Source organism: Mesorhizobium sp. M0136 (assembly GCF_040322515.1).
GTDB lineage: Bacteria > Pseudomonadota > Alphaproteobacteria > Rhizobiales > Rhizobiaceae > Mesorhizobium.
Map to the genome: position 1 here is coordinate 1 of NZ_JAMYTP010000019.1, position 26,540 is coordinate 26,540.

The 26,540-nt window shown below is 63.6% G+C and carries 27 protein-coding genes; 6 read left to right on the forward strand and 21 right to left on the reverse strand.

The genetic code is table 11. The features are described 5' to 3' along the window. Positions 1-146: 146 nt before the first annotated feature. Positions 147-1,118, reverse strand: a complete 972-nt coding sequence (locus tag NKJ35_RS21785) for an AraC family transcriptional regulator (RefSeq protein ID WP_352649491.1) — start codon at positions 1,116-1,118, stop codon at positions 147-149. Positions 1,119-1,208: 90 nt separating this feature from the next. Between NKJ35_RS21785 and NKJ35_RS21790 the strand changes: the two genes are divergently transcribed. Next, positions 1,209-2,432, forward strand: coding sequence for an MFS transporter (locus NKJ35_RS21790; protein ID WP_352649492.1), 1,224 nt, complete (start codon positions 1,209-1,211; stop codon positions 2,430-2,432). On the opposite strand, the gene NKJ35_RS21795 is transcribed toward NKJ35_RS21790, so the two are convergent. Further along, positions 2,429-2,776 carry a GFA family protein gene (locus tag NKJ35_RS21795; RefSeq protein WP_352649493.1) on the reverse strand — a complete coding sequence of 116 codons (348 nt, stop codon included), beginning with the start codon at positions 2,774-2,776 and terminating at the stop codon, positions 2,429-2,431. The two genes, NKJ35_RS21790 and NKJ35_RS21795, sit on opposite strands and share 4 nt — an antisense overlap. A gap of 117 nt (positions 2,777-2,893) precedes the next feature. Here NKJ35_RS21795 and NKJ35_RS21800 point away from each other — a divergent pair, with 117 nt between their 5' ends. After that, a complete protein-coding gene (locus NKJ35_RS21800) occupies positions 2,894-4,189 on the forward strand; it encodes an amidase (protein WP_352649494.1) in 1,296 nt (431 codons plus the stop codon). An 80-nt stretch (positions 4,190-4,269) separates the two neighbouring features. Here the strand turns inward: NKJ35_RS21800 and NKJ35_RS21805 are convergent, their stop codons facing one another. The 5 genes from NKJ35_RS21805 to NKJ35_RS21825 all read right to left on the reverse strand — a co-directional run bounded on the left by NKJ35_RS21805 (position 4,270) and on the right by NKJ35_RS21825 (position 8,436). Next, positions 4,270-4,542, reverse strand: coding sequence for a hypothetical protein (locus NKJ35_RS21805; RefSeq protein WP_352649495.1), 273 nt, complete (start codon positions 4,540-4,542; stop codon positions 4,270-4,272). Positions 4,543-4,623: 81 nt separating this feature from the next. Next, positions 4,624-5,604 (reverse strand): hydroxyacid dehydrogenase, encoded by a 981-nt coding sequence (locus NKJ35_RS21810; RefSeq protein ID WP_254816742.1) that lies wholly within the window; start codon positions 5,602-5,604, stop codon positions 4,624-4,626. Position 5,605: 1 nt separating this feature from the next. After that, positions 5,606-6,322, reverse strand: a complete 717-nt coding sequence (locus NKJ35_RS21815; protein WP_352649496.1) for a FadR/GntR family transcriptional regulator — start codon at positions 6,320-6,322, stop codon at positions 5,606-5,608. 1 nt (position 6,323) lies between these two features. Then, entirely contained in the window at positions 6,324-7,493 is a 1,170-nt protein-coding gene (locus NKJ35_RS21820) for a mandelate racemase/muconate lactonizing enzyme family protein (protein ID WP_352649497.1), read from the reverse strand. Between the two features lie 55 nt (positions 7,494-7,548). Then, positions 7,549-8,436: a sugar phosphate isomerase/epimerase family protein gene (locus tag NKJ35_RS21825; protein WP_023675190.1), complete on the reverse strand. Its 888-nt coding sequence runs from the start codon at positions 8,434-8,436 to the stop codon at positions 7,549-7,551. Between the two features lie 392 nt (positions 8,437-8,828). Between NKJ35_RS21825 and NKJ35_RS21830 the strand changes: the two genes are divergently transcribed. The 3 genes from NKJ35_RS21830 to NKJ35_RS21840 all read left to right on the forward strand — a co-directional run bounded on the left by NKJ35_RS21830 (position 8,829) and on the right by NKJ35_RS21840 (position 12,257). Further along, entirely contained in the window at positions 8,829-9,884 is a 1,056-nt protein-coding gene (locus NKJ35_RS21830) for a sugar phosphate isomerase/epimerase family protein (protein WP_352649498.1), read from the forward strand. Between the two features lie 138 nt (positions 9,885-10,022). Then, positions 10,023-11,228: a Gfo/Idh/MocA family protein gene (locus tag NKJ35_RS21835; protein WP_352649499.1), complete on the forward strand. Its 1,206-nt coding sequence runs from the start codon at positions 10,023-10,025 to the stop codon at positions 11,226-11,228. A 177-nt stretch (positions 11,229-11,405) separates the two neighbouring features. Continuing rightward, entirely contained in the window at positions 11,406-12,257 is an 852-nt protein-coding gene (locus NKJ35_RS21840; protein ID WP_352649500.1) for a sugar phosphate isomerase/epimerase family protein, read from the forward strand. A gap of 27 nt (positions 12,258-12,284) precedes the next feature. Here the strand turns inward: NKJ35_RS21840 and phnE (NKJ35_RS21845) are convergent, their stop codons facing one another. The 11 genes from phnE (NKJ35_RS21845) to phnG form a co-directional block, all read right to left on the reverse strand. Beyond that, positions 12,285-13,652 (reverse strand): phosphonate ABC transporter, permease protein PhnE, encoded by a 1,368-nt coding sequence (phnE, locus tag NKJ35_RS21845; protein WP_352649501.1) that lies wholly within the window; start codon positions 13,650-13,652, stop codon positions 12,285-12,287. Positions 13,653-13,719: 67 nt separating this feature from the next. Beyond that, on the reverse strand, positions 13,720-14,676 hold the full coding sequence (gene phnE, locus NKJ35_RS21850; protein ID WP_352649502.1) for a phosphonate ABC transporter, permease protein PhnE: 957 nt from the start codon (positions 14,674-14,676) through the stop codon (positions 13,720-13,722). Positions 14,677-14,728: 52 nt separating this feature from the next. Further along, positions 14,729-15,637 carry a phosphonate ABC transporter substrate-binding protein gene (gene phnD / locus NKJ35_RS21855; protein WP_352649503.1) on the reverse strand — a complete coding sequence of 303 codons (909 nt, stop codon included), beginning with the start codon at positions 15,635-15,637 and terminating at the stop codon, positions 14,729-14,731. A gap of 88 nt (positions 15,638-15,725) precedes the next feature. Then, positions 15,726-16,574, reverse strand: coding sequence for a phosphonate ABC transporter ATP-binding protein (gene phnC, locus NKJ35_RS21860; RefSeq protein ID WP_352476350.1), 849 nt, complete (start codon positions 16,572-16,574; stop codon positions 15,726-15,728). Positions 16,575-16,800: 226 nt separating this feature from the next. After that, complete coding sequence (locus NKJ35_RS21865; RefSeq protein ID WP_352649504.1) at positions 16,801-17,418, reverse strand: DapH/DapD/GlmU-related protein; 618 nt, start codon at positions 17,416-17,418, stop codon at positions 16,801-16,803. Next, complete coding sequence (gene phnL, locus NKJ35_RS21870; RefSeq protein WP_352649505.1) at positions 17,415-18,122, reverse strand: phosphonate C-P lyase system protein PhnL; 708 nt, start codon at positions 18,120-18,122, stop codon at positions 17,415-17,417. The genes NKJ35_RS21865 and phnL overlap by 4 nt, the downstream gene beginning before the upstream one ends. Before the next feature lie 2 nt (positions 18,123-18,124). Beyond that, positions 18,125-18,901 carry a phosphonate C-P lyase system protein PhnK gene (phnK, locus tag NKJ35_RS21875; protein ID WP_352649506.1) on the reverse strand — a complete coding sequence of 259 codons (777 nt, stop codon included), beginning with the start codon at positions 18,899-18,901 and terminating at the stop codon, positions 18,125-18,127. Continuing rightward, on the reverse strand, positions 18,898-19,809 hold the full coding sequence (locus tag NKJ35_RS21880; protein ID WP_352649507.1) for an alpha-D-ribose 1-methylphosphonate 5-phosphate C-P-lyase PhnJ: 912 nt from the start codon (positions 19,807-19,809) through the stop codon (positions 18,898-18,900). The genes phnK and NKJ35_RS21880 overlap by 4 nt, the downstream gene beginning before the upstream one ends. Next, positions 19,806-20,918 carry a carbon-phosphorus lyase complex subunit gene (locus NKJ35_RS21885; protein ID WP_352649508.1) on the reverse strand — a complete coding sequence of 371 codons (1,113 nt, stop codon included), beginning with the start codon at positions 20,916-20,918 and terminating at the stop codon, positions 19,806-19,808. The genes NKJ35_RS21880 and NKJ35_RS21885 overlap by 4 nt, the downstream gene beginning before the upstream one ends. Before the next feature lies 1 nt (position 20,919). After that, positions 20,920-21,531, reverse strand: coding sequence for a phosphonate C-P lyase system protein PhnH (phnH, locus tag NKJ35_RS21890; protein ID WP_352649509.1), 612 nt, complete (start codon positions 21,529-21,531; stop codon positions 20,920-20,922). Beyond that, entirely contained in the window at positions 21,531-21,992 is a 462-nt protein-coding gene (gene phnG / locus NKJ35_RS21895; RefSeq protein WP_352649510.1) for a phosphonate C-P lyase system protein PhnG, read from the reverse strand. The genes phnH and phnG overlap by 1 nt, the downstream gene beginning before the upstream one ends. A gap of 134 nt (positions 21,993-22,126) precedes the next feature. On the opposite strand from phnG, the gene phnF reads away from it, so the two are divergent. Beyond that, a complete protein-coding gene (gene phnF / locus NKJ35_RS21900) occupies positions 22,127-22,870 on the forward strand; it encodes a phosphonate metabolism transcriptional regulator PhnF (protein WP_352476358.1) in 744 nt (247 codons plus the stop codon). A gap of 18 nt (positions 22,871-22,888) precedes the next feature. Here the strand turns inward: phnF and NKJ35_RS21905 are convergent, their stop codons facing one another. The 3 genes from NKJ35_RS21905 to NKJ35_RS21915 form a co-directional block, all read right to left on the reverse strand. Next, positions 22,889-23,905: a zinc-binding alcohol dehydrogenase family protein gene (locus NKJ35_RS21905; protein WP_352649511.1), complete on the reverse strand. Its 1,017-nt coding sequence runs from the start codon at positions 23,903-23,905 to the stop codon at positions 22,889-22,891. A 70-nt stretch (positions 23,906-23,975) separates the two neighbouring features. Then, positions 23,976-24,941 (reverse strand): ABC transporter permease, encoded by a 966-nt coding sequence (locus NKJ35_RS21910; RefSeq protein WP_352649512.1) that lies wholly within the window; start codon positions 24,939-24,941, stop codon positions 23,976-23,978. Beyond that, complete coding sequence (locus NKJ35_RS21915) at positions 24,938-26,491, reverse strand: sugar ABC transporter ATP-binding protein (RefSeq protein ID WP_254816762.1); 1,554 nt, start codon at positions 26,489-26,491, stop codon at positions 24,938-24,940. Before NKJ35_RS21915 ends, NKJ35_RS21910 begins: the two co-directional genes overlap by 4 nt. Between the last annotated feature and the right edge of the window lie 49 nt (positions 26,492-26,540).

Genomic DNA, 26,540 nt, shown 5'->3' on the forward strand with positions numbered 1-26,540 from the left:
GAAAGCTCATCATCCTCGCAAACGCTCTCCTCAAGGCGCAGCGAAAATGGGCCCCTCAAACCCCTTGATCAAAACGGATACTTTAGATTCTTGTTTTGATGCACGTCGTTATCGCAAAACCGCTGCACACTTTTGCGCGACATGCATTAGCGGATCTCCGCCTGTTCCTCGGCCCGGAAATGGCTGGGCGGCGATCCGATGACCCGTTTGAAGGCGCGGCTGAAGGAGGCGTCGGATTCGTAGCCGAGGCGCGCCGCGACGACGGAAATCTTGAGCCGGTCGCGGACCAGCCATTGCCGCGCCTGGTGCATCCGCACCTGCGTGACGTACTTTGCCGGTGTTTCGCCGACAATGGTGGCGAAGCGATCGGCGAAACCCGATCGCGAGGCACCCATCATCTTCGCCAGAGCGTCCACCGTCCAGTCACGGTTCGGTTCCAGGTGGATCGCGGCCAGCACCCGGCCGATCTCGCGATCCCTGACCGCCGCGATCCATCCGGAAGAGTCGCCGCAGCCGCGCTCGACCCATGAGCGGATGACGGTCGCGGCAAGCACATCGGCCAGCCGCGCCAGGATACCGCCGGAGCCGACGCGCTCCATCGTCACCTCGCGGGCCATCGCTTCCAGCAAATGTGGGATACCTGGTTCATAGGCTTCCAACTCATGTGCGCGCATCACATCCGGCATCATGCCGAGCAAGGGGTGCAAGCCATCGAGATTAAAATACATGCTGCCGAAAAACAGCAAGGTCCCCGGACGGCAGCCGGGCACGCCGTCATTCGACATGCAATAGACATTCTTGCAGATTTCCTCGACCTCATAGCCGTGGATCGGCGCCGCCTCGATACCCGGCTCGCTCGCCAGCGTGTGAGCTGAGCCGCGCGGCAACAAGGCAGCGTCGCCCGCCTTGAGCTCGACCCATTCGCCGGACGGCTGCAGCAACCAGCAGCCTTTGCGGCCGATGAAATGAAACCGTGCCGCCGCCTGAGCCGGAAAATGGATGCCCCAAGGCTCCTTCATCTCGCAACGGCCGTAATCGACGCCTTCGAGGCGCAATCCGCGCAATATGTCCGTCAGCGGATCGCCGGTTACGGGGATTTTGGACGAACGGTCAAACATAATGGTGTTTCTAGCATGGAAACTCCAGCTAGTCACTCCTTATGTTGCATTGCAGCCAAATGCTGCGCTGCAACAGACCGGAGATCCCTCATGACCGAACCCGCGACAGGCGTCATGGACGCCGTTCTCGATCCATCGGAAACTGGCGAACGATCCGAGCCCGCATGGGGGGCGGTGGTTTCCCTGGCGCTCGGAGTCTTCGGCCTGGTGACCGCAGAATTTCTGCCGGCCAGCCTGCTGACGCCGCTTGCGCAGGATCTCGGCATCACCGAAGGCGCCGCCGGGCAGGCGGTAACGGCAACGGCCGTCATTGGCGCGATTGCGGCGCCGACCATGGCTATTGTCACCAAGCGGCTGGACCGCAGGCTGGTCATGTTGGCGCTGACGGTGCTGCTTGTGCTATCAAACCTGGTGGCCGCGTTTGCGTCGTCGCTTCCTGTTCTTCTGATCGCCCGCATCATGCTCGGGATCAGTCTCGGCGGCTTCTGGTCGATGTCGGCGGCCATGGCGATGCGGCTTGTCCCAATGCGGCTGATGCCGCGCGCCATGTCGATCATCCTCACCGGCGTTTCGGTGGCGACGGTCTGCGCTGCTCCGGTCGGCGCCTATGTCGGCGACATCTGGGGATGGCGGACGGCCTTCATGATCGCCGCCGTGGTCGGCGCGCTGGCGCTTCTGGTACAGGTGGCTACCATCCCGCGACTGCCGCCGGCAGGTACAGCAGGTTTTCGCACGCTGCTGGAGGTGATGAAGCGGCCGATGATCAGAGTAGCGCTGCTGGTGGTGTTGCTGGTCGCCTCGGGACACTTTGCCGGCTTCACCTATGTCCGCCCGTTTCTCGAGAAGGTGCCCGCACTGGACATCGAGACGATCTCGCTTGTGCTGCTCGCCTACGGCATTGGTGGTTTCTTCGGCAATTTTGCCGGCGGCTTCATTGCCGAGCGCAGCCTCAAGGCAGCCGTCACTCTGGCGCCTCTGCTGATCGCGTCTTCAGCGCTCCTGCTGCTGGTGGTCGGAGGCTCACCCGTCGTGGCTGCAATAGCAGTGGCCAGCTGGGGCTTTGCCTTCGGCGCGGTGCCGGTCGGGCTGCAGACCTGGCTCGTGCGAGCCGCCCCCGATCAGGCGGAAAGCGCCGGCGGGCTGATGGTCATGACGTTCCAGGTCGCCATCGCGTTGGGCGCCGTGTTCGGCGGCCTGCTGGTCGACAATACCGGCGTTGCCAGCGCCTTCGCCTATTGCGCGGCTGCGACGTTGCTTGCGGCACTGGCGGCGTTCTTCCTTGGCCCCAAGCCGATCGACGATCCCAAGGCCTAAACGGAACGGCCGTCGAAGTCGAAGACCGGCACGGCGTCGACGTTCAACGCCTCAATACAATGAATATTGATATAGGCACTTCGCCCGCTCCCTTCGCCGACATCCTCGGCGAAGGGGTGAATGCCGCAGCTGCGGCAGAAGCGGTGCGCGATGACATGGTTGCCGAAGCTGTAGCGGCCGAGATCATCGCCCCAGGCAAGCACCCGCATGCTTCCATGCGGCACTGCCCATAGCAGTGCACCCTTGCGCGAGCAGATCGAGCAATTGCACCGTACGGCTCCGGTCAGCTCGCCTTCGACCTCGAACGCGACCTTGCCGCAGTGGCAACTGCCTTGGTAGAGCATCGGGCCTTCCTCCTTCGGTTCGACAGGTGCAAATCCGACCGTGCCGGGCTATGTCTCCTGCGGCAGTTGGGGCTGCTATCTTAGGACGTTCCAAGCGTGCGGAGTCCGACACCGAAAATGCAATCAGCCCGTGATAGCCTCGAAGCAATTCTTTCGCGTCTCGCCGTTCGCGTCGACGATGAAAGCGTTTTCGTAAAGCTCTACCCGGAAGCCGCACGGGCGGCGGCCGACGCCGCCGATGCGCGGCGAAAAGCCGGCGTCACGCTCGGGCCGCTCGATGGGGCGATCGTCTCGATCAAGGATCTGTTCGATGTCGCTGGCGAGCCGACCACGGCGGGCTCTCTGCTGCTCGCCACCGCAGCGCCGGCGCTGCGGGATGCCATTGTCGTGCGACGGCTGCGTCAGGCCGGTGCAGTCATCCTCGGCAAGACCAACATGACCGAGTTCGCCTTCACCGCGATCGGCGTCAATCCACATTACGGCACCCCCGGCAATGCAAGCGATGCCACCCGTATTCCGGGCGGCTCGTCCTCAGGCGCCGCCGTTTCGGTCGGCGAAGGCACCAGCCAAATCTCCATCGGTTCCGATACGGGTGGTTCGGTGCGCATTCCGGCATCGCTGAATGGCGTCGTCGGTTTCAAGCCGACCGCACGGCGCGTGCCGCTCGCGGGTGCGTTTCCGCTGTCGGCCACACTGGACTCGATCGGTCCGCTGGCCCGCACCGTCGCCGAATGTGCGGCGGCCGATGCAGTGATGTCGGGCGAAGACCTGGCGGCACTGTTGCCGCTTCCACTGGACGGCCTGCGCATCGGCATTGCGCGCGGCGTGCTGTTCGATGATACGCAGGAAGAGGTCGCGACGACGTTCGACTGGTGTCTTCGCAAGATGGAGCTTAGCGGCGCACGGCTTGCGGAACTGTCGATCGACGACCTGCTTGCCGAGCTGCGCGCGGCAACCAAGCGCGCCTCGATCGCGGCGATGGAAGGGGCGGAGATCCATGCCGACTGGCTGGCGACGGGAGCGGCGACGCCGGTCGACCCGCGGGTAAGCGGACCATTGTCGCGCGCCGCCGCCATTCCGGCTACGATCTATATCAGGGCAATGCGCCGCCGCGCGGCGCTGGCCGCCGCAATGGATGAGCGGCTGGCAGGGGTAGACGTGCTGGCGCTGCCGACCACGCCGGTAACGGCGCCGACGGTCGTCTCGATGACCGGCGACGAGGCCCTCTGCAACAGGATCGAGGGTCTTCTGCTGCGCAACACGCAGGTCGCCAACCAGTTCGATCTGTCAGCAATCTCGCTGCCCATGCCGGGAAAGGCCCGCCCGGCCGGGCTGATGCTGGTGGCGCGCAATGGTCATGACCACCACCTGCTGCGCATCGCAGCCGGCGTGGAGGCGCTGCTTGCAAATTGATCCGACAGCGCGTGTCAGCGCGACGAGCAGTGGCCGCGTTCGCTGTCCTTGGCGGCGCGTTCGATGCTGGTGGCAACCAGTCAAGGCAGGGTGTACCGCTTGCCGTTGAAGGTCCGGGTGCGGTTCTCGATCGATCCGACAACAACGACCTCGCCGGCATAGAGCTTGTCCGAAAGATCGAGGGCTTTGTCTTGCTGCGGCAGGCGATCGATGTCGATTGAAACGCCTTTGATGAGCTTACCAGCGAGATCGAGTGCGCTGTTCGATGGACAGGGTGCCGCCACGCAGCGCAAGCCGTTGTCGCAGAACACGTAGCTGCCCTGTCCGTTGGCGAAGACTTGCGCCGTCGCCACGCAGAAGCCAGCGGTCAGCAGGAATTTTGTGACGTTACCATGCCGGCACCATCGCCGGCGAGTTCGGGAAAATTGAGGCGCTCAGAGATCGACAGGGAACCGCCGCCGGTAGTGCTCGACCACTTCCGGGTTGCGCAGATTGACCGGTAATCTGTTGGCCAGCACCAGCAGGGCTTCGCCAGCCGCGCCGACGCCCATGCGCATCATCGACTGCTCGGTGATCCCAGCCATGTGCGGGGTGACGATGACGTTGTCGAAGCCGAAATAGGGATGGTTGGGCGGCAGCGGTTGTGTTGCAAAAACATCGAGTGCGGCGCCGCCGATGCGGCCCTTCTGCAAGGCCTCGATCAGCGCGTCGTCGTCGATCACCGGCCCGCGCGAAACATTGATCAGCAGCGCATCCGGCTTCATCCGGTCAATGCGCTCGCGGCTGATCAGCCCCCGTGTTTCGGGCGTCAGCGGGCAGCACAGAACGATGATGTCGCTCTGTTCGATCAGCGCATCGATCGACAGGAAGCCGACCCTGTCCGGCGCCGGCCGCATGCTGCGCGTCGTCGCCACCACATTCAGATCGAACCCATGTGCCGCGATGTGGCCAACCGCCTGGCCGATCGCGCCGAGGCCGACAATGCCGATCGTCTTGCCCGCTAGCTCGCTGGCCACCACCGTGTGTTCGCGGCCGGCCAGCCAGCCCTTCGCACGCAGGTCGCGGTCCAACACACGAAAGCGCCTAAGCAGCGCCAGCGCCGCGAACATCACGTATTCGGCGACGGATCGCGCGTTCACCCCCGGTACGTTCGCCACCAGCACGCCGGCCGCATTGGCCGCTTCCATAGGTACCATGTCCAGCCCGGCGCCGTGGCGGATCGCGGCCCTGAGCCTCCTCGCTCCTTCGAAAAGCGACGCAGGCAAGGGAGCGCGAACGATGATGACATCGGCGTCCCTTGCCTCGGCGGCAAGCGTATGCGCATCGAGGGCGGAAGCAACGACGAGTTCGCCGGCCCCTGTCAACATGGAAGAGGCACGGGGGTGCAGTCTGTGTGTCGACAGGATCTTGGGCATTTCAGGCCTTTTCGAGCGCTGGGCTTTGCGGTTCCGCCCCACGCCCCTCGATCAGCCCCTTCCAGTAGCTTTCGGCGCCTTGCAGATGGGCGCTCATCAGCGCCTGGGCGAGATTGCCGTCGCGGCGCAGCAGCGCCTCGTAGATCTGGATATGCTCGGCATGGGAGCGCACGCTGCGTTCGGGATCGTTGAAATAGATCGGCAGGCGCAGCTCACCCATCATGTAGTAGACGCTGCAGATATTGTGGAAGACGCTGTTCTTGGTCGCCCGCACGATCTCGAGGTGGAACTCGCGGTCTTCCCGGGCAAGGCCTTTACCGGCGGCGATGCGATCCTCGGAGGCCTTCAGGATCTCGCGCAGCCGCTCGAAATTCTCCTCGGTGGCGCGTGAACAGGCCAGTTCGGCGGCCTTGATCTCGTGGATCTTGCGCAACTCGACCGTCTCGTAGATCTGGACGGGATCGAGCGGCAGGCCCGCGCGGGCGAACAGCGCCATCGCCTCGACGCTCGCCTGCTTCGTATCGATGTAGATGCCGGATTTCGCCCGTCGCTCGACGATGCGCATCGCCTCGAGAATGGCCAGCGCCTCGCGGATCTGTCCGCGGCTGACGCTGAAATGCTCTGCCAGTTCGCGCTCCGACGGCGTGCGGCCCGTCTCCTTGTCGGAATGGGAGAACAGATAGGCGGCGAGTTCCGCGAGAAGGTTCTTTTCTTTCATGTCAGCCGTGCTGCGCGTGCGCCTCCAGGAACCGCTCCGAAATGGTGAATCCCAGCCCGGGTCTATCAGGGATCGCTACCATACCGTCCTTTGCTTCGACAGTCTCTTCGATCAGATCGTGGATCATCGGGTTGGCGCCGAGCGAATATTCGACGGTGAAGCTCGCCGGCGAAGCGGCGCAGACATGCAGCCCGGCAAAGAAGCAGGGCGCGCCGGCCCAAAGATGCGGCGCAAAGCGCAGATTGAAGGCGCTGGCGATGGTGCCGATCTTCATCGCCTCGCTGATGCCACCGCAAAAGGCCGGATCCGGCTGGAAGATATCGGCGGATTTGAGCACGGCGAGGTCGCGGAAGGCATAGCGTGTCGCCTCGCTTTCGCCGGTGGCGATCGGGATCGAACCGCAGGCGCGCACCTCGGCCATGCCGGGCTTGTCGTCGGCGATCACCGGCTCCTCGAACCAGGCGAGATCGAGGTCGCCGGCGAGATGGATGAAGCGCTTGGCTTCGGCCACCGTGTAAGTGCCGTGCGCGTCTACCATCAGGTCGATATCGGGACCGAGCGCCTGTCTTGCGGCGCGGACGCGAGCGGCCGAGATATGTGGGGCGCCGTCCATCGCGCCGACGCGCATCTTCAGCGCCTTGAAGCCGCCCTTGGCGATGTAGGACTGCAGCTGGTCGCCGATGGCTTCCGCGGTGGCCCAGCCGCCGGAAGCATAGGCCGGCATGCGGTCCAGCTTGCGGCCGCCGAGCAGCCGCCAGACCGGAACGCCGAGCGATTTGCCGAGAATGTCCCACAATGCGATGTCGACGGCGCTGATGGCAGCGATGCTCATGCCCCGTCGTGCCAGTTGCGGCATGGCATGGCCGGCGCGAGCGGCACTGTCGTGGCGCGTGCCATTATAGAGCATCTCCCAGATGACGCCGATGTCGGCCGGGTCGCGGCCGACCAGCTGCGGGCCGACCTCGTAGTTCAGCAAATGAACGAGAGCACTGTAACTGCCGGCGCTGCCGGCGGCATTCTTGCCTTCGCCCCAGCCGACCAGCCCGTCGTCGGTTTCGATGCGCAGGATAGCGGCGTCGAACGTCGCTACCTGACCGAAGTCGCTGCGGTGCTGCTTCGCGACTTCGATCGGTATGCGGACCCACCAGGCTTGGACCGTTTTGATGCGCATGTTCATCCTCGGCCCCGCCGCGGTGAGGCGGAAGGGCTCTTTCCAAACGGCTCGGCTACTTGATCAGCGGCAGCAGCGTTTCCGCGTTGATGCGCATCTGGTCGGTGTAGAATTTCTCCGTGAGCACGCTGGAGCCGTGGTCCTGAATGAACTTCAGCTGCTCCGGCGAGATGTCGACGGGGTTGCGTTCGACCATGTCGGGATAGGGAGCAGCCGGCGTGCGGTCGACGGGGGCGACGAATTCATTGGTCAGCGCGCCGTCATAGCCGATCTCCTTCAGCGTGCCGACGATTTTCGGCCAGTCGATCTGCCCGAGGCCGGCGGCGAAGCGGTTGTTGTCGGCGACATGGAAGTCGTAGAGGCGCTTGCCGACCTGCCGGATCGCGTCGTAGACGTTAAATTCTTCCATGTGGATGTGGTAGGCGTCGAGGCAGACGCCGCATTCGGGGCTGACCGCATCGGCCAGGGCCAGTGCCTGGGCGCCGCGGTTGAACAGATAAGTCTCGAAGCGGTTGAGCGGCTCAACCGCGATCTTGACGCCGACTTTCTTGGCGTGGGTGAAGCATTCCCGGGTGGCGTCGACCACCCATTTCCATTCCTCTTCCTCGGTGCCGTCCGGCACGACCTTGCCGACAGTGGCGGGAACCAGCGTGATAATCTCGCCGTCGAGCTCGCTGACCATGGTCAGCACGTCCTTGACGTACTGCACCGAGCGCTCGCGTTGGCCCTGGTCCTTGGCGGCGAGATTGCGCTCGCCCAGCATCAGCGTCACCGCTCCCCAGCAGCGAATGCCGTACTCGTTCAACAGTGCGCGCGTCTCCTTGGGCTTGTACTGTTCGGGTTCGCCCGAAATCTCGATCGACTCATAGCCGAATTTCTTGATGCGCTTGAGCGTCGTTTCCAGCGGCTCCGCCCGCATCCAATTGTGCGTCGAAAGATGCATGGTCTATCCTTCCCAGAATCGCCTGTACCAGTTTGCCTGCGGCGCACTCTGCCGAAGCCGCCGCATGATTCCTCCCCAAGGCGCCCCAGCATTTTTTTGCAAACTGGTTCGACCAATTGGGCTTGATGGGAGGTCTACAGTAATTTCATCTGGACGGCAAGAAGTGCTGCCATCAAGCGTTGGCTCCTGTCTATGCTATTGATTATACTTAAACATGTGGCTTAACTCGGCATGGTTGCAGGACTGCGGCAGCGCGTCAAATAGCTTGACCAGATTTCGGCATTTGGTAATACCAGAATAGTCGCGCTGAGCGCGCTGTGCAAAGAGACCAAAGACGCTGGCCCTGTTTTCAATCGGCGCTATGCTTGGTCGTGAAACATAGGGAGATGCCGATGCCGACGACGATGAAGGGGCCTGGTCTGTTCCTGGCGCAGTTTGCGGGCGACGCCGCGCCGTTCAATTCGCTGGCCTCGATCACCAAATGGGCGGCTGGTCTGGGCTACAAGGGCGTGCAGATCCCGACATGGGACGCCCGATTGTTCGATCTCGAGAAGGCAGCCTCCTCCAAGGCCTATTGCGACGAGGTGAAGGGCATCTGCGCCGATGCCGGCGTCGAGATCACCGAACTGTCGACGCATCTGCAGGGGCAATTGGTGGCGGTGCATCCCGCCTATGACGCGCAGTTCGACGGCTTCGCGCCGGCTGCGGTGCACAACAATCCAAAAGCCAGGCAACAATGGGCGGTCGAACAGATGAAGTTCGCCGCCAAGGCGTCGAAGAATCTCGGGCTTAAGGCGTCGGTGTCGTTTTGCGGAGCGTTGGCCTTCCCATACCTCTACCCCTGGCCGCAGCGGCCGGCGGGATTGATCGAGGAGGCATTTGCCGAACTCGGCAAACGCTGGACGCCGATCCTCGACGTTTATGACGAAAACGGCGTCGATGTCGGCTACGAAATTCATCCAGGCGAGGACGTGTTCGACGGCGCGACATTCGAGATGTTCCTCGATTCGGTCGGCGGCCACAAGCGCTGCAACATCAACTATGACCCGTCGCACTTCCTGCTGCAGCAGCTCGATTATCTCGACTTTATCGACATCTACCACGAGCGGATCAAGGCGTTCCACGTCAAGGATGCCGAATTCAATCCGACCGGGCGGCAAGGCGTCTATTCCGGTTACCAGAGCTGGACCAACCGTGCCGGGCGTTTCCGCTCGCTCGGCGACGGGCAGGTGGATTTCGGCGGCATCTTCTCCAAGCTCACCCAATACAATTACGATTCATGGGCGGTGCTGGAATGGGAATGCTGCCTCAAGCACCCGGAGGATGGTGCGGCCGAAGGCGCTCCCTTCATCCAGCACCACATCATCAGGGTGACGGAAAAAGCATTCGACGACTTCGCCGGCGGCACGACCGATAAAAAGGTGCTGCGCGGCATGATGGGGATCTAGCACAGATATTCCCTCCCCTCGAGGGGAGGGTCGATCCGCGCAGCGGATCGGGGTGGGGTCGCTGGGCGTAGGACTCGGCATGAACCGACCCCACCCGGCCCTGCGGGCCACCTTCCTCTCAAGGGGAGGGGTATTTCAATGACGAGGGAGAAAATCGTGGTTGGCGCATCGAAGACGGAAACGGGAGGCGGTCCGATCCGCTACGGCATGGTTGGCGGCGGACAAGGCGCCTTTATCGGCGCGGTGCACCGCATCGCGGCACGCATGGATAACGAGTTCGTGCTGGTTGCCGGCGCCCTCTCGTCGAATCCGGAGCGCGCCAAGGCCTCGGCGGCCGAGCTTGGGCTCGATCCGGCACGCAGCTACGGCTCCTATGCCGAGATGGCCAAGGCGGAGGCCAAGCGGCCGGATGGCATCGAAGTGGTGGCCATCGTCACGCCGAACAATGTGCACGTGCCGGCCGCCAAAGCTTTTCTCGAGGCCGGCATCCACGTCATCTGCGACAAGCCACTGGCGACGACGCTAGCCGAGGCAAAGAGGCTGGCGGCGCTGGTCGAAAGGACCGGCAAGGTGTTCGTGCTGACGCATAACTACACCGCCTATCCGATGGTGCGGCAGGCACGCGAGATGGTCGCCAAGGGACAGCTCGGCGATATCCGCATCGTGCAGTCGGAATATCCGCAGGACTGGCTGACCGAAGACCTGGCCGCCACCGGCCAGAAGCAGGCTGCGTGGCGCTCTGACCCGAAGCAGGCGGGTGCCGGCGGTGCACTGGGCGATATCGGCACGCATGCCTACAACCTTGCCCGTTTCGTCTCCGGGCTGGAGCTCGATTCGTTGTCGGCCGATCTCGATGCCTTCGTGCCGGGGAGGCTGCTCGACGACAACATCAATGTGCTGCTGCGCTTCAAGCCGGTCGGCGGGTCGCACCCGGCCAAGGGAATGATCTGGGCAAGCCAGGTGGCGCCCGGCCACGAGAACGGGTTGAAATTGCGCATCTACGGCTCGAAGGGCGGCCTCGAATGGGTGCAGGCCGACCCGAACTATCTCTGGTACACGCCGTTCGGCCAGCCGAAGCAGTTGATCACCCGTAATGGCGCCGGCGCGCTCCCCGTCGCCGGGCGCGTCAGCCGCGTTCCGCCAGGGCATCCGGAAGGCTATCTCGAAGGTTTCGCCAACATCTATCAGGAAGCCGCGCGGGCTATTCGTGCAGCGCGCCGGAAGGGCGGGAAGCCGGCCAAGGATGTCGTCTTCCCGACCGTGCAGGACGGCGTCGAGGGCATGGCCTTCATCGAGGCCTGCGTGAAGTCGTCGAAGAAGAATGGGGCGTGGACGAAGCTCTGAAGGGTGGTGGTGATAGTCAGGTGAGACCGGCCTGCAAATGGCAGTTTCCTGCGCTTCCGGTGCTCATGTACCAAAAGCACGCTCCGCTCCGGTTCTCGGAGCCCACCATTTTCGGCTCGGCCTGATCTGAATCTCACCACCCCTCCGGCGATCGAGCGAATGAAGGGAGGGGCGTCGATGAAAATCGGCATGTGCATGTTGTTGTGGACGACGAGTGTCTCGAAAAAACACGAGCCGTTGTTGAAGGACATCAAGGCGACCGGCTTCGACGGCGTCGAAATACCGGTCTTCTCCGGCACGCCGGACAACTACAGGAAACTCGGCGAGATGCTCGACCGTATCGGGCTGCAACGCACCGCCGTCTCGGCGATGGGCGATCCGGCGATGAACCTGATCTCGCCGGATGCCTCGACGCGCAAGGCCGGTATCGACTACATGAAATCGGCGATCGACTGCGCTCAGGCGCTTGGCGCGAACACCTTGAGCGGCCCGCTCCATTCGACACTCGGGGCCTTCTCCGGCAGCGGGCCGACAGCGGCCGAGAAAAAACGTTCGATCGCTTCGCAACGCGCCATTGGCGACTATGCCGGCAACAAGAGCGTCACCATCGGGTTGGAGGCGCTCAACCGCTTCGAATGCTACCTGCTCAACACGATGGACGATTTGTCGGAGCATATCGACGCGATCGACCGGCCGCACATCAAGGCGATGTACGACACCTTCCATGCCAACATCGAAGAAGCCGACCCGATCGGCGCCTATACGCGCAACCGCAAGAACATCGTCCATATCCACATTTCGGAGAACGATCGCGGGGTGCCGGGCCGTGGCCATATTCCCTGGAAGGAGACTTTCTCCGCCATCCGCAAGAGCGGCTACGACGACTGGCTGACGATCGAGGCGTTCGGGCGTTCGCTGAAGGATTTGGCCGCGGCCACCAAGGTGTGGCGCGACTTTTCCGAAGGCCCGGAAGCTGTCTACCGCGACGGCTACAGGCACATTAAGAACGGGTGGAGGAAAGCTGCATAGCGATCGGCCAGCCCGATGCCGCACCCGTCACCCCTGCTCGGCCTGTATCCTGTTGTAGTCGTGGATCGTCCTGCTCAGCCGGCGGCGCAGGAAATTGGAAATGTTGTCGAAGATGAAAACGACGAGCAGGACCAAGAGCACCATGTAGAAGACATTGGCCCAGTTGGAGTTGGTGCGCATCGCCTCCCAAAGCTTCAGGCCGATGCCACCGGCACCGACGGCGCCGATGATCGTCGCGCCCCTGGTGTTGGATTCCCACTGATAGAGTGTCTGGCTGATGAAGACCGGGATCACTTCCGGCAGCACGCCATAACGCTGCACCAGCAAGCCGTTGGCGCCGGTCGACTGGATGCCCTCGCGCGGCTTGTCGTCGATGTTCTCGAGGCCTTCCGAATAGACTTTGCCGAGCGTGCCGATCTCGGTGAAGAAGATCGCGGCGCTGCCGGCCAGCGGGCCCGGGCCGAAGGCGCGGGTGAAGAACAGCGCCCAGATCAGCATGTCGACCGAACGCATGAAATCGAAGAACCGCTTGAGCACCTGGCTGAGCAGGCCGCTCGGGGTGATGTTGCGGGCCGCGAAAAAGGCGAGCGGGAAGGCAACGATGCCGCCGAGCAAGGTGCCGAGAAATGCCATGACGATGGTCTGAAACAGCTTCGTCCAGACGTCGCCATGCTGCCACTGGGCGTTGTTCCAGATATTGTCGGCGGCCAGCGCAATGTTTGATGTGCCCGGCTTGAGCTGGGGTCCGGACATCAGCAACGAGACCACCTCGCCGGGCGACTTGCCGAAGAAGGGCGAGCGTGTGTCGAAGACGAAATTCGCCCAGCCGAGGAAGCGCTTGCGGACCTTGACGCGATCGACGGTTATGCGAACCTCGCCGGCAAAGCCCATCCGGGCGACGATTTCATCGTCATGCGCGGTGATCCAGTCCGGCACCGGGCCGGTTATCACCGGCTTGCCGCTGGTCAACGACACCGGCACCGCCTGGCCATTGGCGACAAGCGTTGCCTCGGCCTTGTCGAAGGTGACGGATTTGGCTCGGCCGTCGATCAGAACGGTGTAGGAGCCGTTGGCATTGGCGATGACCCAGTCGGGATGCGGGTCTTCGCCAAGTGCAGAAAAACGCGGGTATTTGGGGGTGATCTGAGGCTGATCGAGACGGAATTCCGGCTGCAGATCGTAGCTGATCCATTGCGTCAGGAAGAGCGGCAGGCGCTCCCAGTGCGATTGCCTCAGCACTTGCGGCAGGCTGAAGAACCACAAGGCATAGACGAGGTAGAGCAGGATGCCGGCGAACAGCACCAGCGGGCCGAAGCGTTTGTACAAGGGCCGTCGGACTACTTGGGGAAAGCGCTCCTCTATCGCCTGCATCTCATCGGCGGTCATCGCGGCCATGGGCAGTCTTCTTGTTGATTTGCCATAATCTTTTCCAAAAACCGGAATCCACTTTTTGGGATCATGGTCAGGCGCCCATCATGAAGGCCTGCTCGCCGACGAGCTTGCGGCGAAGCCAGGCGGAGAACTGGTCGACGAGGAAGATGGTGGTGAACAACAGCAGCACCAGTGCCAGCGTCTTGGCGCCAAAGCCGCGTGAGATGGAGAGCTTCAGCTCCTCGCCGATGCCGCCTCCGCCGACCGCGCCGATGATGGTCGAGATACGGACATTGATCTCGATCCTGAGCAGCGCATAGGACATGAAATTGGGCAGCACCTGCGGCAGGCCGGCGAAGCGCACGCGCTCGAACCAGTTGGCGCCGACCGCGCGCAGGCCTTCTTCGGCGCGCATGTCGGTGTTTTCGTTGATCTCATAGAAGAGCTTGCCGAGGGCGCCGATCGAATGCAGGCCGATGGCGATGATGGCCGCGACCGGGCCAGTCGAGAGGATGGCTGCGAACAGGCCGGCAATGACGATCTCGGGGAAGGCGCGAAGCAGTTCCATGAAGCGCTTGACGACGAGCCTGAGCACCGGACTGGGTGTCAAATTGCGCGCGGCGATGAACGAGAACGGCACCGCAAAGACGAAGCCGATGAAAGTGGAAACCAGCGCCACGTTGAGCGTGGTGAGCATCAGCTCGAAATATTCGGGTAGGTAAAAACCGCCCCAGAGATAGACGCGGCCAAGCGGGAAGTTGAACTCCTGGCTGCCCTTGTCGTGCGGCGATGCGATGTCGAACAGCGCCCGCCAGACGTCGTTCCAGTCTTTGGGAACAAGCCAGCTAAGGAAATCCAGTATATGCGGCAGCCGATCGAAGAAATGTCCGGCATTGGCCTCGTCGGCGAACCACATGGCTGTGCATATGGCGACAAGCAGCAAACCGATGCCGAGCGCCGTGTAGAACCGGCGTAAGGATGTCTGGCGTCGCCAGGCCTCTGCCGTCTGCCGGATCGCGTCTGAACGAATTGTGGCTGACATGGTCATGATCGGCATGCAAAAAGGGCGGCGCGGGAAACGCCGCCCTTTTCAATTGTATTCAGCCGCCGATCGCGGCTTTGCGGGCTTCGACGATGACGCTGTAGAAGTCGGGCTTCACCGGAACGTAGCCGGTGAAGTCGCCGCCTTCGATGGCCTCGAAGCAAGGCTTGTCCTTGGCCGGCAGGCTGGTGAAGAAGTTGGCGAGCTTGGCGCTCATATCGCCGCCGAGTGCGGTGCGCACGACCAGCGGGCCGTTCGGGATCAAGCCGGAGCGCCAGACTTCGACGAAATCGTTGGGGTCGACGGCGCCCTTGGCGACTTCCTTGTGGAAGGTGCCGGAGGTGTAGCCGTTCTTGAAGTCGCCAATGCCCGAGGAGTCGTCAACCGCAACATCGACCTTGCCGTCGCGAACGGCGAGGAGGTTGTTCTCGTGGCCGCCATTGAACTGGGTCGAGGCGAAGAAGGTTTCGTTCGAGGCGCCGGTGTCCTTCGGGATCTGGGTCAGCGGGATCAGATAACCGGAGGTCGAATCCGGGTCGGCATAGCCGAGCTTCTTGCCCTTTGCCGACTTGATGTCGGTGATGCCGGACGACTTCAGCGCCAGGCCGATCGAATAATAGCCGGTCGCGCCGTCGGTCTGCTGGGTGGCGAGGATCGGGGTCACGGCGTTCGGATCCTTGAGGTAGACGCTGGCATAGCCTGACGCGCCAAGCTCGGCGAAATCGAGGGTGCCGCCGAGCAGGCCCTGGATCACCCCGTCATAGTCGGCGGCCGGGAACAGCGAGACCTTCTCGAAGCCGAATTCGGACTTCAGGTGATCGGCGAGGCACTGAAAGTTGCGCAGCCGGTCCGCTTCATTTTCACCACCAAGGATGCCGATGCGAAATTCCTTGATATCCTGGGCGTGAGCGGCACTTGTTGCGATGGCGAGCAATGAAACCGCGCCAAAAACCATCTTCCTGAACATTATCTCTCTCCTGTTGGTTCCGGCTTCGCGCCGGAGCGTTCGAACTTTTGACGAGTGCCTTTGACGCGGGCGGGCGATCAGGCCGTTCTCAGTAGCCAGGGAATACGGGCTCGAGCGGTCCGGCGGATGCAGCGATTTTCTGTTTGATGGCGACGCTGGTCGAGGTGATGGCCTCGGAGATTTCGCCGCCATTGCTGTCGGCGCCGTAGACCATGCGCACGGCCTCGCGGTTGAGGTCTTCGGGCGGGCCGTCGAAGACAACCTTGCCGGCGGCCATGCCGATGATACGGCTGCAATAGTTGCGGGCCGTATCAAGCGTATGCAGATTTGTGATGACGGTGATGCCTTCGCGCAAATTGATGTCCTGCAGCGAGTCCATCACCACCTTGGCGTTGAGCGGATCGAGCGAGGCGATCGGCTCGTCCGCCAACAGCACCTTCGGCTGCTGCATCATGGCACGCGCAATAGCAACGCGCTGCTGCTGGCCGCCGGAAAGCGTGCCGGCGGGCTGCAGTACGGTGCGGGCGATGTCGAGACGCTCAAGGGCGGCAACAGCCTCGGCGCATTCACTGCGCGAGAACATGCCGAAGAGGTTGGACAGCGTCGAGCGGTGGTTGAGCCGGCCGAGCAGCACATTGGTCAGCACGTCCAGGCGCGGCACCAGATTGAACTGCTGGAAGATCATGGCGCAGTCGCGCTGCCAACGCCGGAGCGGCGAGCCGCGCAACCCGGAAACCTCGACGCCGTCGAACAGGATGGATCCCTGGCTGGGATCGATGAGGCGGTTGATCATGCGCAGAAGCGTCGATTTGCCGGCGCCGGAACGGCCGATGATGCCGACCATCTGACCGTGCGGGATCGCGATATCGACATTGCTGACGGCGGTGTTCTTGCCGAACCGGCGGGTGACGCCGCGGATTTCGAGCGTAGCTGACATGGTGCAGGCTCCAGTCCAATCGCAATTGAAGGTCTGTTAACCCTCGCTAGCGCAGCCGCATGAACCTGCGGTGTCGGAACGATGTCAGTTTTGTTACTGCCCACAGCCTGGAGCGGCGCGGCCAATCCAGCACGAGAGGCTCGAATGGTGAATGGTGATAAGAAAGGCTTTCCTGAGCCTCGAAACCTGTCCGCTGCCCCATTCACTAGTCACCATTTCACGACCGTTAGCCGCCATACTCCTCCAGGAAGGCCTCCGCTGACAGTTCCCGAAAATCATCGAGCGCGGCGCGTAGCCTTGCATGGTCCCAGTCCCACCAGGCGAGCGCCTGGTAGCGCTCCGCCGTGCGGCGGTCGAAGCGCTCGCGGATCGGCTTGGCCGGCACGCCGCCGACGATGGTGTAGGGCGCGACGTCCTTCGACACCACGGCACCCGCACCGACCGCGGCGCCATCGCCGACGGTGACGCCCGGCAGGATAGTCGAGCCGTGGCCGAGCCAGGTGTCGTGGCCGATGGTGACGCGCTTGGCGCGGCGCTGGGCGAAGAATTCGCTCTCGTGCTCGGCGTCGTCCCAATAGTCCGAGGCGCGATAGGTGAAATGGTGCAGCGTCGGCCGCCAGGTCGGATGGTTGGTGGCGTTGATGCGCACATTGGCGGCGATGTTGGCGAATTTGCCGATCGTCGCGCACCAGACGCCGCAGTCCTGCATCATGTAGGAATAGTCGCCGAGCGTGCTTTCGGAAACCCGGCAGCGCTCGGCGATCTCGGTCCAGCGGCCAAGCGTCGAGTTCTCAACTTGCGCCGTCTCGTGGATCAGCGGTGCCTCCGACAGTTTCCTCGTCATGCGGCGATTTTTCCGGCGGCGAAGGCGGTCACGTCGATGATACGGTCGGCCACCGCCTCGCGCACGTCGTGGTCGTGGAAGATGCCGAGCAAGGCGACGCCCGCCGCCTTCTTGGCGGCGATCAGGGAAATCACCACGTCGCGGTTCCGTTCGTCGAGCGAGGCGGTCGGCTCGTCTAGCAGCAGGATCGGATGCTCGGTGATGAAGCCGCGCGCGATGTTGACGCGCTGCTGTTCGCCGCCGGAGAACGTCGCCGGCGGCAGCGCCCAGAGTTTTTCCGGCAGGTTCAGCTGCGCCAGCAAGGCACGTGCCTTGCCGCGCGCGACCTCACGCTCCTCGCCGCGCTCGACCAGCGGCTCGGCGACGACATCGAGCGCCGAGACACGCGGCACGGTGCGCAGGAACTGGCTGACATAGCCGATGGTAAGCCGGCGGACGGCAAGCACGGTGCGCGGGCTGGCAGTTGCGAGATCGATGAGCCCGCCCTCGTGCTGGACGATGATCTGGCCTTCATCGGCGGCATAATTGCCGTAGAGCATTTTCAGGATCGAGCTCTTGCCGGCGCCGGACGGGCCGCCGAGCACCGAGCATTCGCCGGCCCTGATCGCGAACGAGACGCCGGCGACCACCGGCAGTTTGATGCCGTCGCGCAGATGCATGGTGAAGCTTTTGGCGACGTCGGAGACAACGAGCGGGGTTGCCATAGTCACACCTGCAGAATGGAAGAAACGAGAAGCTGGGTGTAGGGCGCGCGCGGGTCGTCGAGCACCCGGTCGGTGAGGCCGCTTTCGACGACGCGGCCGTCCTTCATCACCATCATGCGCTGCGACAGCAGACGTGCCACCGCAAGGTCGTGCGTGACGACGATGGCCGCCAGACCGAGGTCGGTGACCAGGCCGCGCAGCAGGTCGAGCAGGCGCGCCTGCACCGAGACGTCGAGGCCGCCGGTCGGCTCGTCCATGAACACCAGCCGCGGCCCGGTGACGAGGTTGCGGGCGATCTGCAGGCGCTGGCGCATGCCGCCGGAAAAGGCGCGCGGCTCGTCGTCGATGCGGCCCTCGTCGATCTCGACGCGCGACAGCCAGTCGACCGCCGTGGCTCGGATTTTTCCGTAGTGGCGGTCGCCGACCGCCATCAGCCGCTCGCCGACATTGGCGCCGGCCGACACTGTCATGCGCAGACCATCGGCGGGGTTCTGGTGGACAAAGCCCCAGTCGGTGCGCATCAAAAAGCGGCGCTCGGCCTCGCTCATGCGGTAGAGCTCGCGGAATTGGCCATCGCGCATGCGGTAGCTGGCGGTGCCGGAGCTGGGCAGTAGCCTTGTCGACAGGCAGTTGAGCAAAGTCGTCTTGCCGGACCCGGATTCGCCGACGACAGCCAGCACTTCGCCCGGCCACAGATCGAAGGTGACGTTCTCGCAGCCGACGCGCGAGCCGTAGAATTTGGACAGCGCAGAGACGCGCAGCAGCGGTTCGTCGGTCATTGCGCCGGCTCCGTTTTTTCCAGGGCAAGAGGGGTTTCAGGCGCAAGGTGGCCGCGATGGCCTTGCTCGCGCCGCTTCTCGCAGTGGTCGGTGTCGGAACAAACGAACATGTGGCGGCCATGGTCGTCGAGGATAACTTCGTCAAGATAGACGTTCTCGGCCGCGCACAGCGCGCAGGGCTGGTCGAAGGTCTGCACCTCGAACGGATGGTCCTCGAAGTCGAGGCTGACCACGTCGGTGAAGGGCGGCAGTGCATAAATGCGCTTTTCGCGGCCGGCGCCGAACAATTGCAAAGCCGGCGAACGGTGCATTTTCGGGTTGTCGAATTTCGGCGTCGGCGACGGGTCCATCACATAGCGGCCCTCGACCTTGACCGGATAGGCATAGGTGGTGGCGATACGGCCATGTTTGGCGATGTCCTCGTAGAGTTTTACATGCATCAGGCCATATTCCTCCAGCGCATGCATTTTGCGCGTCTCGGTCTCGCGTGGCTCGAGGAAGCGCAGCGGCTCGGGGATCGGCACCTGATAGACCAGCACCTGACCCGCGCTCAGCGGATGCTCGGGGATGCGGTGGCGAGTCTGGATGATGGTCGCCTTCGCCGTCTCAGTGGTGACAGCGACATTGGCGACCTTCTTGAAGAAGGCGCGGATCGAGACGGCATTGGTGGTGTCGTCGGCGCCCTGGTCGATGACCTTGAGCACATCGAGGGGGCCAATGATCGAAGCGGTGACCTGCACACCGCCGGTGCCCCAGCCATAGGGCATCGGCATTTCGCGCGAGGCGAACGGCACCTGATAGCCAGGGATGGCGATGCCCTTGAGGATCGCCCGGCGGATCATCCGCTTGGTCTGCTCGTCGAGATAGGCGAAGTTGTAGGTGGCGATGTCGGTTGGTTGTGCGGTCATTCCGCGGCCTCTCTCTTCTCTTCGGCCTTGCCGGCGTTCTCGCGGGCGTCGTGCTCGGCGCGCATGCGGCGCACGAGGTCGAGCTCGGCCTGGAAATCGACATAATGCGGCAGCTTCAGATGCTCGACGAAGCCGGTCGCCTGGACATTGTCGGAATGCGAGATGACGAACTCCTCGTCCTGGGCGGCGGCGACGACATCCTCACCCAACTCCGCCGCCCGCAGCGCGCGGTCGCATAGCGCCATGGCCATCGCCTTGCGCTCGCTCTGGCCGAAGACGAGGCCGTAGCCGCGGGTGAATTGCGGCGGCGCCTTGGCCGAGCCCTTGAACTGGTTGACCATCTGGCACTCGGTGACGCGGATACTGCCGAGCGGCACTGCGAAAGGCAGTTCCGGCACGTCGAGCTCCAGCTCGACCTCACCGATACGGACCTCGCCGACGAAGGGATGGTTGCGCGCATAGCCGCGCTGGGTGGAATAGCCGAGCGCCAATAAAAACCCCTCATCGCCGCGCGACAACGCCTGCAGGCGGATGTCGCGCGCCATCGGGAATTCGAGCGGCTCGCGGGTGATGTCGCCGGGGACATGGTCTTCAGGCATGTCGCCGTCGGATTCGATCAGGCCCTCGCGGGCGAGGATGGCCGACACGCGCGGCATGGCTTCCGGCTCGCCGGCACGCTGCTCCGGCTCGGCGACTTCGCCGCCTGCGGCAAGCTCGGGATCGAGCAGCCGGTGGGTGTAGTCGAAAGTCGGGCCGAGCAACTGGCCGCCGGGCAGGTCCTTGTAGGTCGCCGACACCCGCCGCTCGACCAGCATCGTGCCGGTGTCGACCGCCTTGGTGTAGCCGAAGCGCGGCAGCGTGGTGCGATAGGCGCGAACGAGGAAGATCGCCTCGATCATGTCGCCGCGCGCCTGGACGATGGCAAGTGCCGCCAATTCCCTGTCGTAGAGCGAACCTTCACTCATCACCCGGTCGACGCCGAGCGCCAGCTGCTCGACGATCTGGTTGAGGCGAAGTGCGGGCACGGAACGATCGCCGCGCCGGCGGTCGGCAAGCAGTTTGTGGGCGTTGCGAATGGCCGCTTCGCCACCCTTTACCGCGACATACATCCTATGCCTCCATCGTCTTGATGCGCGTCGTGCGCGGCAGGCAGGCAATTGCTTCGGATGTGGCGAGGATGATGTCGACGCCACGCGGAAAGCGCTGGTTGTTCTGCTTCCATTGCTCGACGAAATGGCGCGGCATCTGCGCCGGCGCGATCGTCGCCGTCTTCTCGATGCCCGGGCCTTCGAGCAGCAGCGGAGCGCCGGAGACAAGATCGCTGACCTCGAGGATCAGCGTCGTGGAGCGATCGGGATAATCCTGGGTGCCTTGCGAAAACCCGTCGAGCGCCATCATCTCGGCCGGCGTGGCGATCAGCGCGAAATGCGCGTCGGCCGGGGTGTTGGCCAGCGGCGCGCCGGTATGGAAGCCAAGCCAGGATTTCACCGTCGCCGAAGCCTGCAAGGCGGGGTCGAGCCAGAGCGGCGTGTCGTTATCGCACAGCGCCAGCGCAATGGCGCCCGCGGTGGCTGACAGCGGCGTCGGTGGACGGGTAAAGACCGGCAGGGGCTGCAGTGTGCCCGGCCGCGCCATCGCGTCCATCACTGCGCGGAAGACCGTCTGGGCGTCGAACACCGGATCGGCAAAGCCGCCTTCGATCGCTTGGGTTACGATGTCCATCAGTCTTCTCCGCGTACCATGGTGAAGAAATCGACCTTGGTCGCCGCCGTCTCAGCGCGGCGCTGGTCACGGGCCTCGGCCAGTGCCGCCCGCAAGGGCGCGACGAGCCTGGTCTCGACCTCGTTGCGGTGAGCCAGGTCCTGCCACAGCGCATCGGCGATTGCCGCCAGCCTTGCCTTCTGCTTGTCGCGGCCGAGCGCATAGCAGTGGCCGACCTGTCCGGAGGCGAGCCGGACGGTGGCGCGGGTGACCGTCGCCTCGCCAACGTTGAACGGCGCGCCGCCGCCACCGATGCGGCCACGCACTGTGACCAGGCCGGTTTCGGGGCCGCGCAGGAGTTCCGCCTCAAAAGGCAGGCCGGCTTCGTTCCACAGACGGACGATATCGTCGCCGGCCGATTGCGCCAGCGTTGCCATAACGGCCTTGCGCTCAGCCTGATCGCGCGCTTCCTGTCCTCGCATGGTTAACACTCCCTTGCATCGAAATTTGTCTATTGATATAGACAATTATACAAATTACACCTATTATCTAATGCGTGTCTATGACGGGTGCATGACAAGGGCGAGAAGAGAGGGGCGCAAAGGTTGGGCAGAAAATGATCGGACAAGCCAACAGCATCGAGCGGCGCAGCGGTGTCGCGCTGTGGCGGCAGATCGCCGATCAGATCCTGCATTCGATTGCCGTCGGCGATTTTCCCGAAAATGCGGCGTTGCCGCCGGAGGTGGCACTTGCCGAGCGCTATGGCGTCAACCGCCACACCGTCCGCAGCGCCATTGCAGCGCTGGTGCAGGAGGGTGTGCTCAGGGCAGAGCAGGGGCGGGGCACCTTTGTGCTGTCGCGCAGGCGGCTGTCATATCCGATCGGCGCCCGCACCCGCTTTTCGGAGGGATTGCAAGGACAGGCGTCCGAGCGGCATATCACCTTGCTTGCGTCATCGGTCGAGCCTGCCAACCGTCGTGTCGCAGAGAGCTTAGGCCTTGCAAAGGGGGCCGACGTGATACGCCTGGAAACGCGCGGCGAAGCCGATGGAATGCCAGTGTCCCGCGCTGCCGGCTGGTTCGATGCCAGGCGCTTTGCCGGCATCGATGCTGCCATGGCGGAAACCGGTTCGATCACCGCATCGCTGGCACGCTTCGGCATTGACGACTATCTGCGGCAATCGACGGTGCTGTCGGCGCGCCATGCGGATGCGGCCGACCTTGCAGACCTCGACCTGCAGCCCGGCGCCATCGTGCTGGTGACGGTCGCCGTCAACGTCACGCCCGACGGTCAGCCGATCCAGTTTTCGGAGTCGCGCTTCCCGGCCGAGCGGATCGAGCTCAAACTATCGGCGCTCTGAGATGCGCCAGCCTTGGCATCATCCGACCTGAATGACAGCCTTGATCAGGCCGGACTTCTCATGCGCCCAGCGGGCAAGATCGTGCGGCGTTTTGCCAAGCGTCGTGCGGTGCGTGACGAGCTTTGCCAACGGCACCGCGCCGTTGCGGATCGAGGCGGCGACATGGTCGAAATCGGCACGCAGCGCGTTGCGGCTGCCGATCAGCATCATCTCGCGCTTGTGGAATTCGGGATCGGAAAAGGCGATGTCGTCCTTGACGACGCTGACCAGGACCAGCGCCCCGCCATGCGCGACATGGGCGAAGGCCGACTGCACCGACTGGGTGTTACCGGTGGCATCGAAGACTATGTCAAAACCGTCGCCGTCGGTTGCTTGCCGCACCAGGTCCGCAGCAGCGCCCTGCGAGCCGTCGAGGGTCGCGAAGCCGAGTTCGCTTTGGGCGAAACCCAGCCTCTCCGCACTCATGTCGAGCAGCGTCACGTCGAGCCCGGCGATGCGGGCGAACAGCGCCGTGCCGAGCCCGATCGGGCCGGCGCCGATGACCAGCGTGCGCGCACCTGGATCAGCCAGCGAGCGCCGCACGGCATGGGCGCCGATCGCCAGGAATTCGACGGCAGCAGCATCGGCCAGCGACAGGCCGTTTGCCGGGTAAAGATTTTGCGCCGGCACCAGGATTTGCTCGCACATGGCGCCGTCGCGGTGGACGCCGAGCACCTCGATCCTGACGCAGCAATTCGGCTTGCCTTGCCGGCAGGCGATGCATTTGCCGCAGGCGAGATAGGGATTGACGACCACCGGTTCGCCGATTGCCAGATCGACGCCCTCCCCAACCTCGATCACGGTGCCGGAAACTTCGTGGCCCATGATGCGGGGATAGGCGAGGAACGGGTGCTTGCCTTCGAAGATGTGATAGTCGGTGCCGCAGATGCCGACATGGCTGACGGCGACCAGCGCCCAGCCGGCGGGCGGCGCGCCAGGCGCCGGACGATCTTCGAGGACAAGTTCGCCGGGCGAGCGGCAGACGACGGCTTTCATGCTTCAATCCAGTCGGTTCATTGCACCGCCGGCTCTGCTGTCGCGAGGCCGGCGGTTGTGGGGAGGCGGTCTATTTGCCGCGGCGGCGCAGCCCGTCGAAATAGACGATGACGATGATCAGCACACCGGTGATGATGCGCTGCCAGAAGGCGTTGACGTTGAGCAGATTGGCGCCGTTGTTGATGGTGGCAAGGATGAAGGCGCCGAGCAGCGGCCCGTGCACTGAGCCGACAGCGCCGAACAGCGAGGTGCCGCCGATCACCGAGGAGGCGATCGCCTGCAATTCCCAGCCCTCGGCCTGTGTCGGATTGCCGATGCCGATGCGCGAGGCAAGCAGCACGCCAACGAAGGCCGCGCACAGCCCCGACAGCGTGTAGGCCATGTAGATGGTGCGCTGGACGTTGACGCCTGACAGGCGCGACGCCTCGGCGTTGGAGCCGACCGAGAACAGATAGCGGCCCCAGCGGCTGTGGTGCAGGAAAATGTAGGCCGGGATGCCGACCAGGATCACCATCCAGAACAGATTGGGGACGCCGACGAAGGAACTGCGCGAGAACGTCTGGAAGGCGTCGTTGTTGATCGAGATCGAGTTGCCGTTGGTCATCAACAGACCGATGCCGCGCAGCGAGGTCAGCGTCGCCAGAGTGATGATGAAGGGTGGCAGGCCCATCTTGACGATGCCGAAGCCGTGGAACATGCCGATGGCGACGCCGACCAGCAAGGTAATCAGGATGGCCAGGAAAACCGGTGTTCCGGCGTTGATCAGCATCGCGACGATCACGGTAGCGAAGCCGACCACGGCGCCGACGGAAAGGTCGATGCCGCCGGTGATGATGACGAAGGTCTGGCCGACCGCCAGGATGGCGATCATCGACCCTTGCCGCAACAGGTTCGAGATGTTGTTGGCCGAGGCGAAGCTCGGCGTCGCCACCGACAGGATGACCCACAAAAGAACCAGCAGCGCCAGCAGTGTCAGCCCGAACAGGGCGTTGTAGTTGCGTTTCGGCCTTTCGGCAGCGATCGCCTCGGTGCTCATATCCGTCCTCCCGGTCTTTCTTGTTTCTCGGCCAGCGCCTGGGTGAGGATCTCCTCGTGATCAGCGGTCCGAAACCCGTGCGTAGCCACCAGTTTGCCGCGCCGGAACACATGCAGCGTGTCGGCGAGTTCATAGACCTCGGGCAGGTAGGACGAGATCAGGATGATGCCGGCTCCTTTGGAGAGCAGCGCGCCGAACAGGCGGTAGATCTCGGCCTTGGTGCCGACATCGACGCCAACGGTAGGCTCGTCGAAGATGAACAGCTTGGCGCCGTGGGCGAGCCATTTGCCGATGACGATCTTCTGCTGGTTGCCGCCGGACAGGCTGGAGGCCAGGGCGCTGCGTGTCGGCGTCTTGATGCGCAGGTCGGCGATCTGGCGATCGGCTTGCGCCTTTTCCTGCGCGCGCGAGATCAGCAGATTGCTCGAGATGCGCTTGTAGATCGGCAGATTGAGGTTGAGCCCGACCGGCAGGTTGAGGCAGAGGCCCTGGTCGCGGCGGCTTTCGGGGGCCAGCGCCATGCCGAGCCTGATCGCGTCATGTTCGGAATTGACCTTGACCTCCTTGCCCTCCCAGAGGATCTGGCCGGCCGATTTGCGGTGGCGGCCATAGAGCGTGGTGACGAACTCGCTGCGTCCGGCGCCGATCAGGCCATAGAGGCCGACGATCTCACCGGCACGGACGGACATCGAGACATTTTCGAAGCCCTTGCCCGACAGGTTCCTGGCTTCGACGATGGTCGCGCCGAAGGTGAAATGCTCCTTGTGGTAGACCTGTTCGATCGAGCGGTTGATCATCATCTTGACCAGCTCGGCGTCATTGGTCTCGGCAATGTTCCTGGTGCCGACCAGCGTGCCGTCGCGCAGCACCGAGACGCGGTCGGCGAGCTCGAACACTTCTTCCATGCGATGGCTGATGTAGATGATGGTGACGCCTTCGCCCTTCAGCCGGCGGATCAGCGTGAACAGCTGGTCGGCCTCCTTGCGGGTGAGATAGGCGGTCGGTTCGTCGAAGATCAGGAATTTGGTGCCGCGCACGGTGGCGCGGGCGGCGGCGATCAGCTGCTGTTGGCCGATGGTCAGGTCACCCAGCATGACATGCGCGGGCAGGTCGAAGCCTAGGTCGTCGATGATCTTCTGCGCCTGCCTGACCATCGCCCGCTGCTGCAGGATGCCGAAACGTGCATCCTCCTCGCCGAGGAACATGTTGGCGGCGACGGTGAGATGGCGGCACAGGACCACTTCCTGATGCACGGCATTGATGCCGAGCGCCATCGCCTCATGCGGCGTTGCCAATGCGGCAGGCTTGCCCTCCCAGATGACGTCGCCGGAGGTGCGCGGCATGACGCCGGTCAGAAGCTTGATCAGGGTGGATTTGCCGGCGCCGTTCTCGCCGACGATGGCGTGGATCTCGCCGGCTTTGAAGGCAAGGTCGACCGGCTTCAGCGCGTGGGTGCCGGGATAGCGTTTTTCCAGGCCGCGGAGTTCGAGGATGGTCCTGCCCGGTTCCAGCGTTGGGGCCGGATGGAGTTCCTGCGCCGTCGACATCATGACAATCCTCCCAGATTGGCCCGCCAGATGGTCTGACGATTGGCGCGAG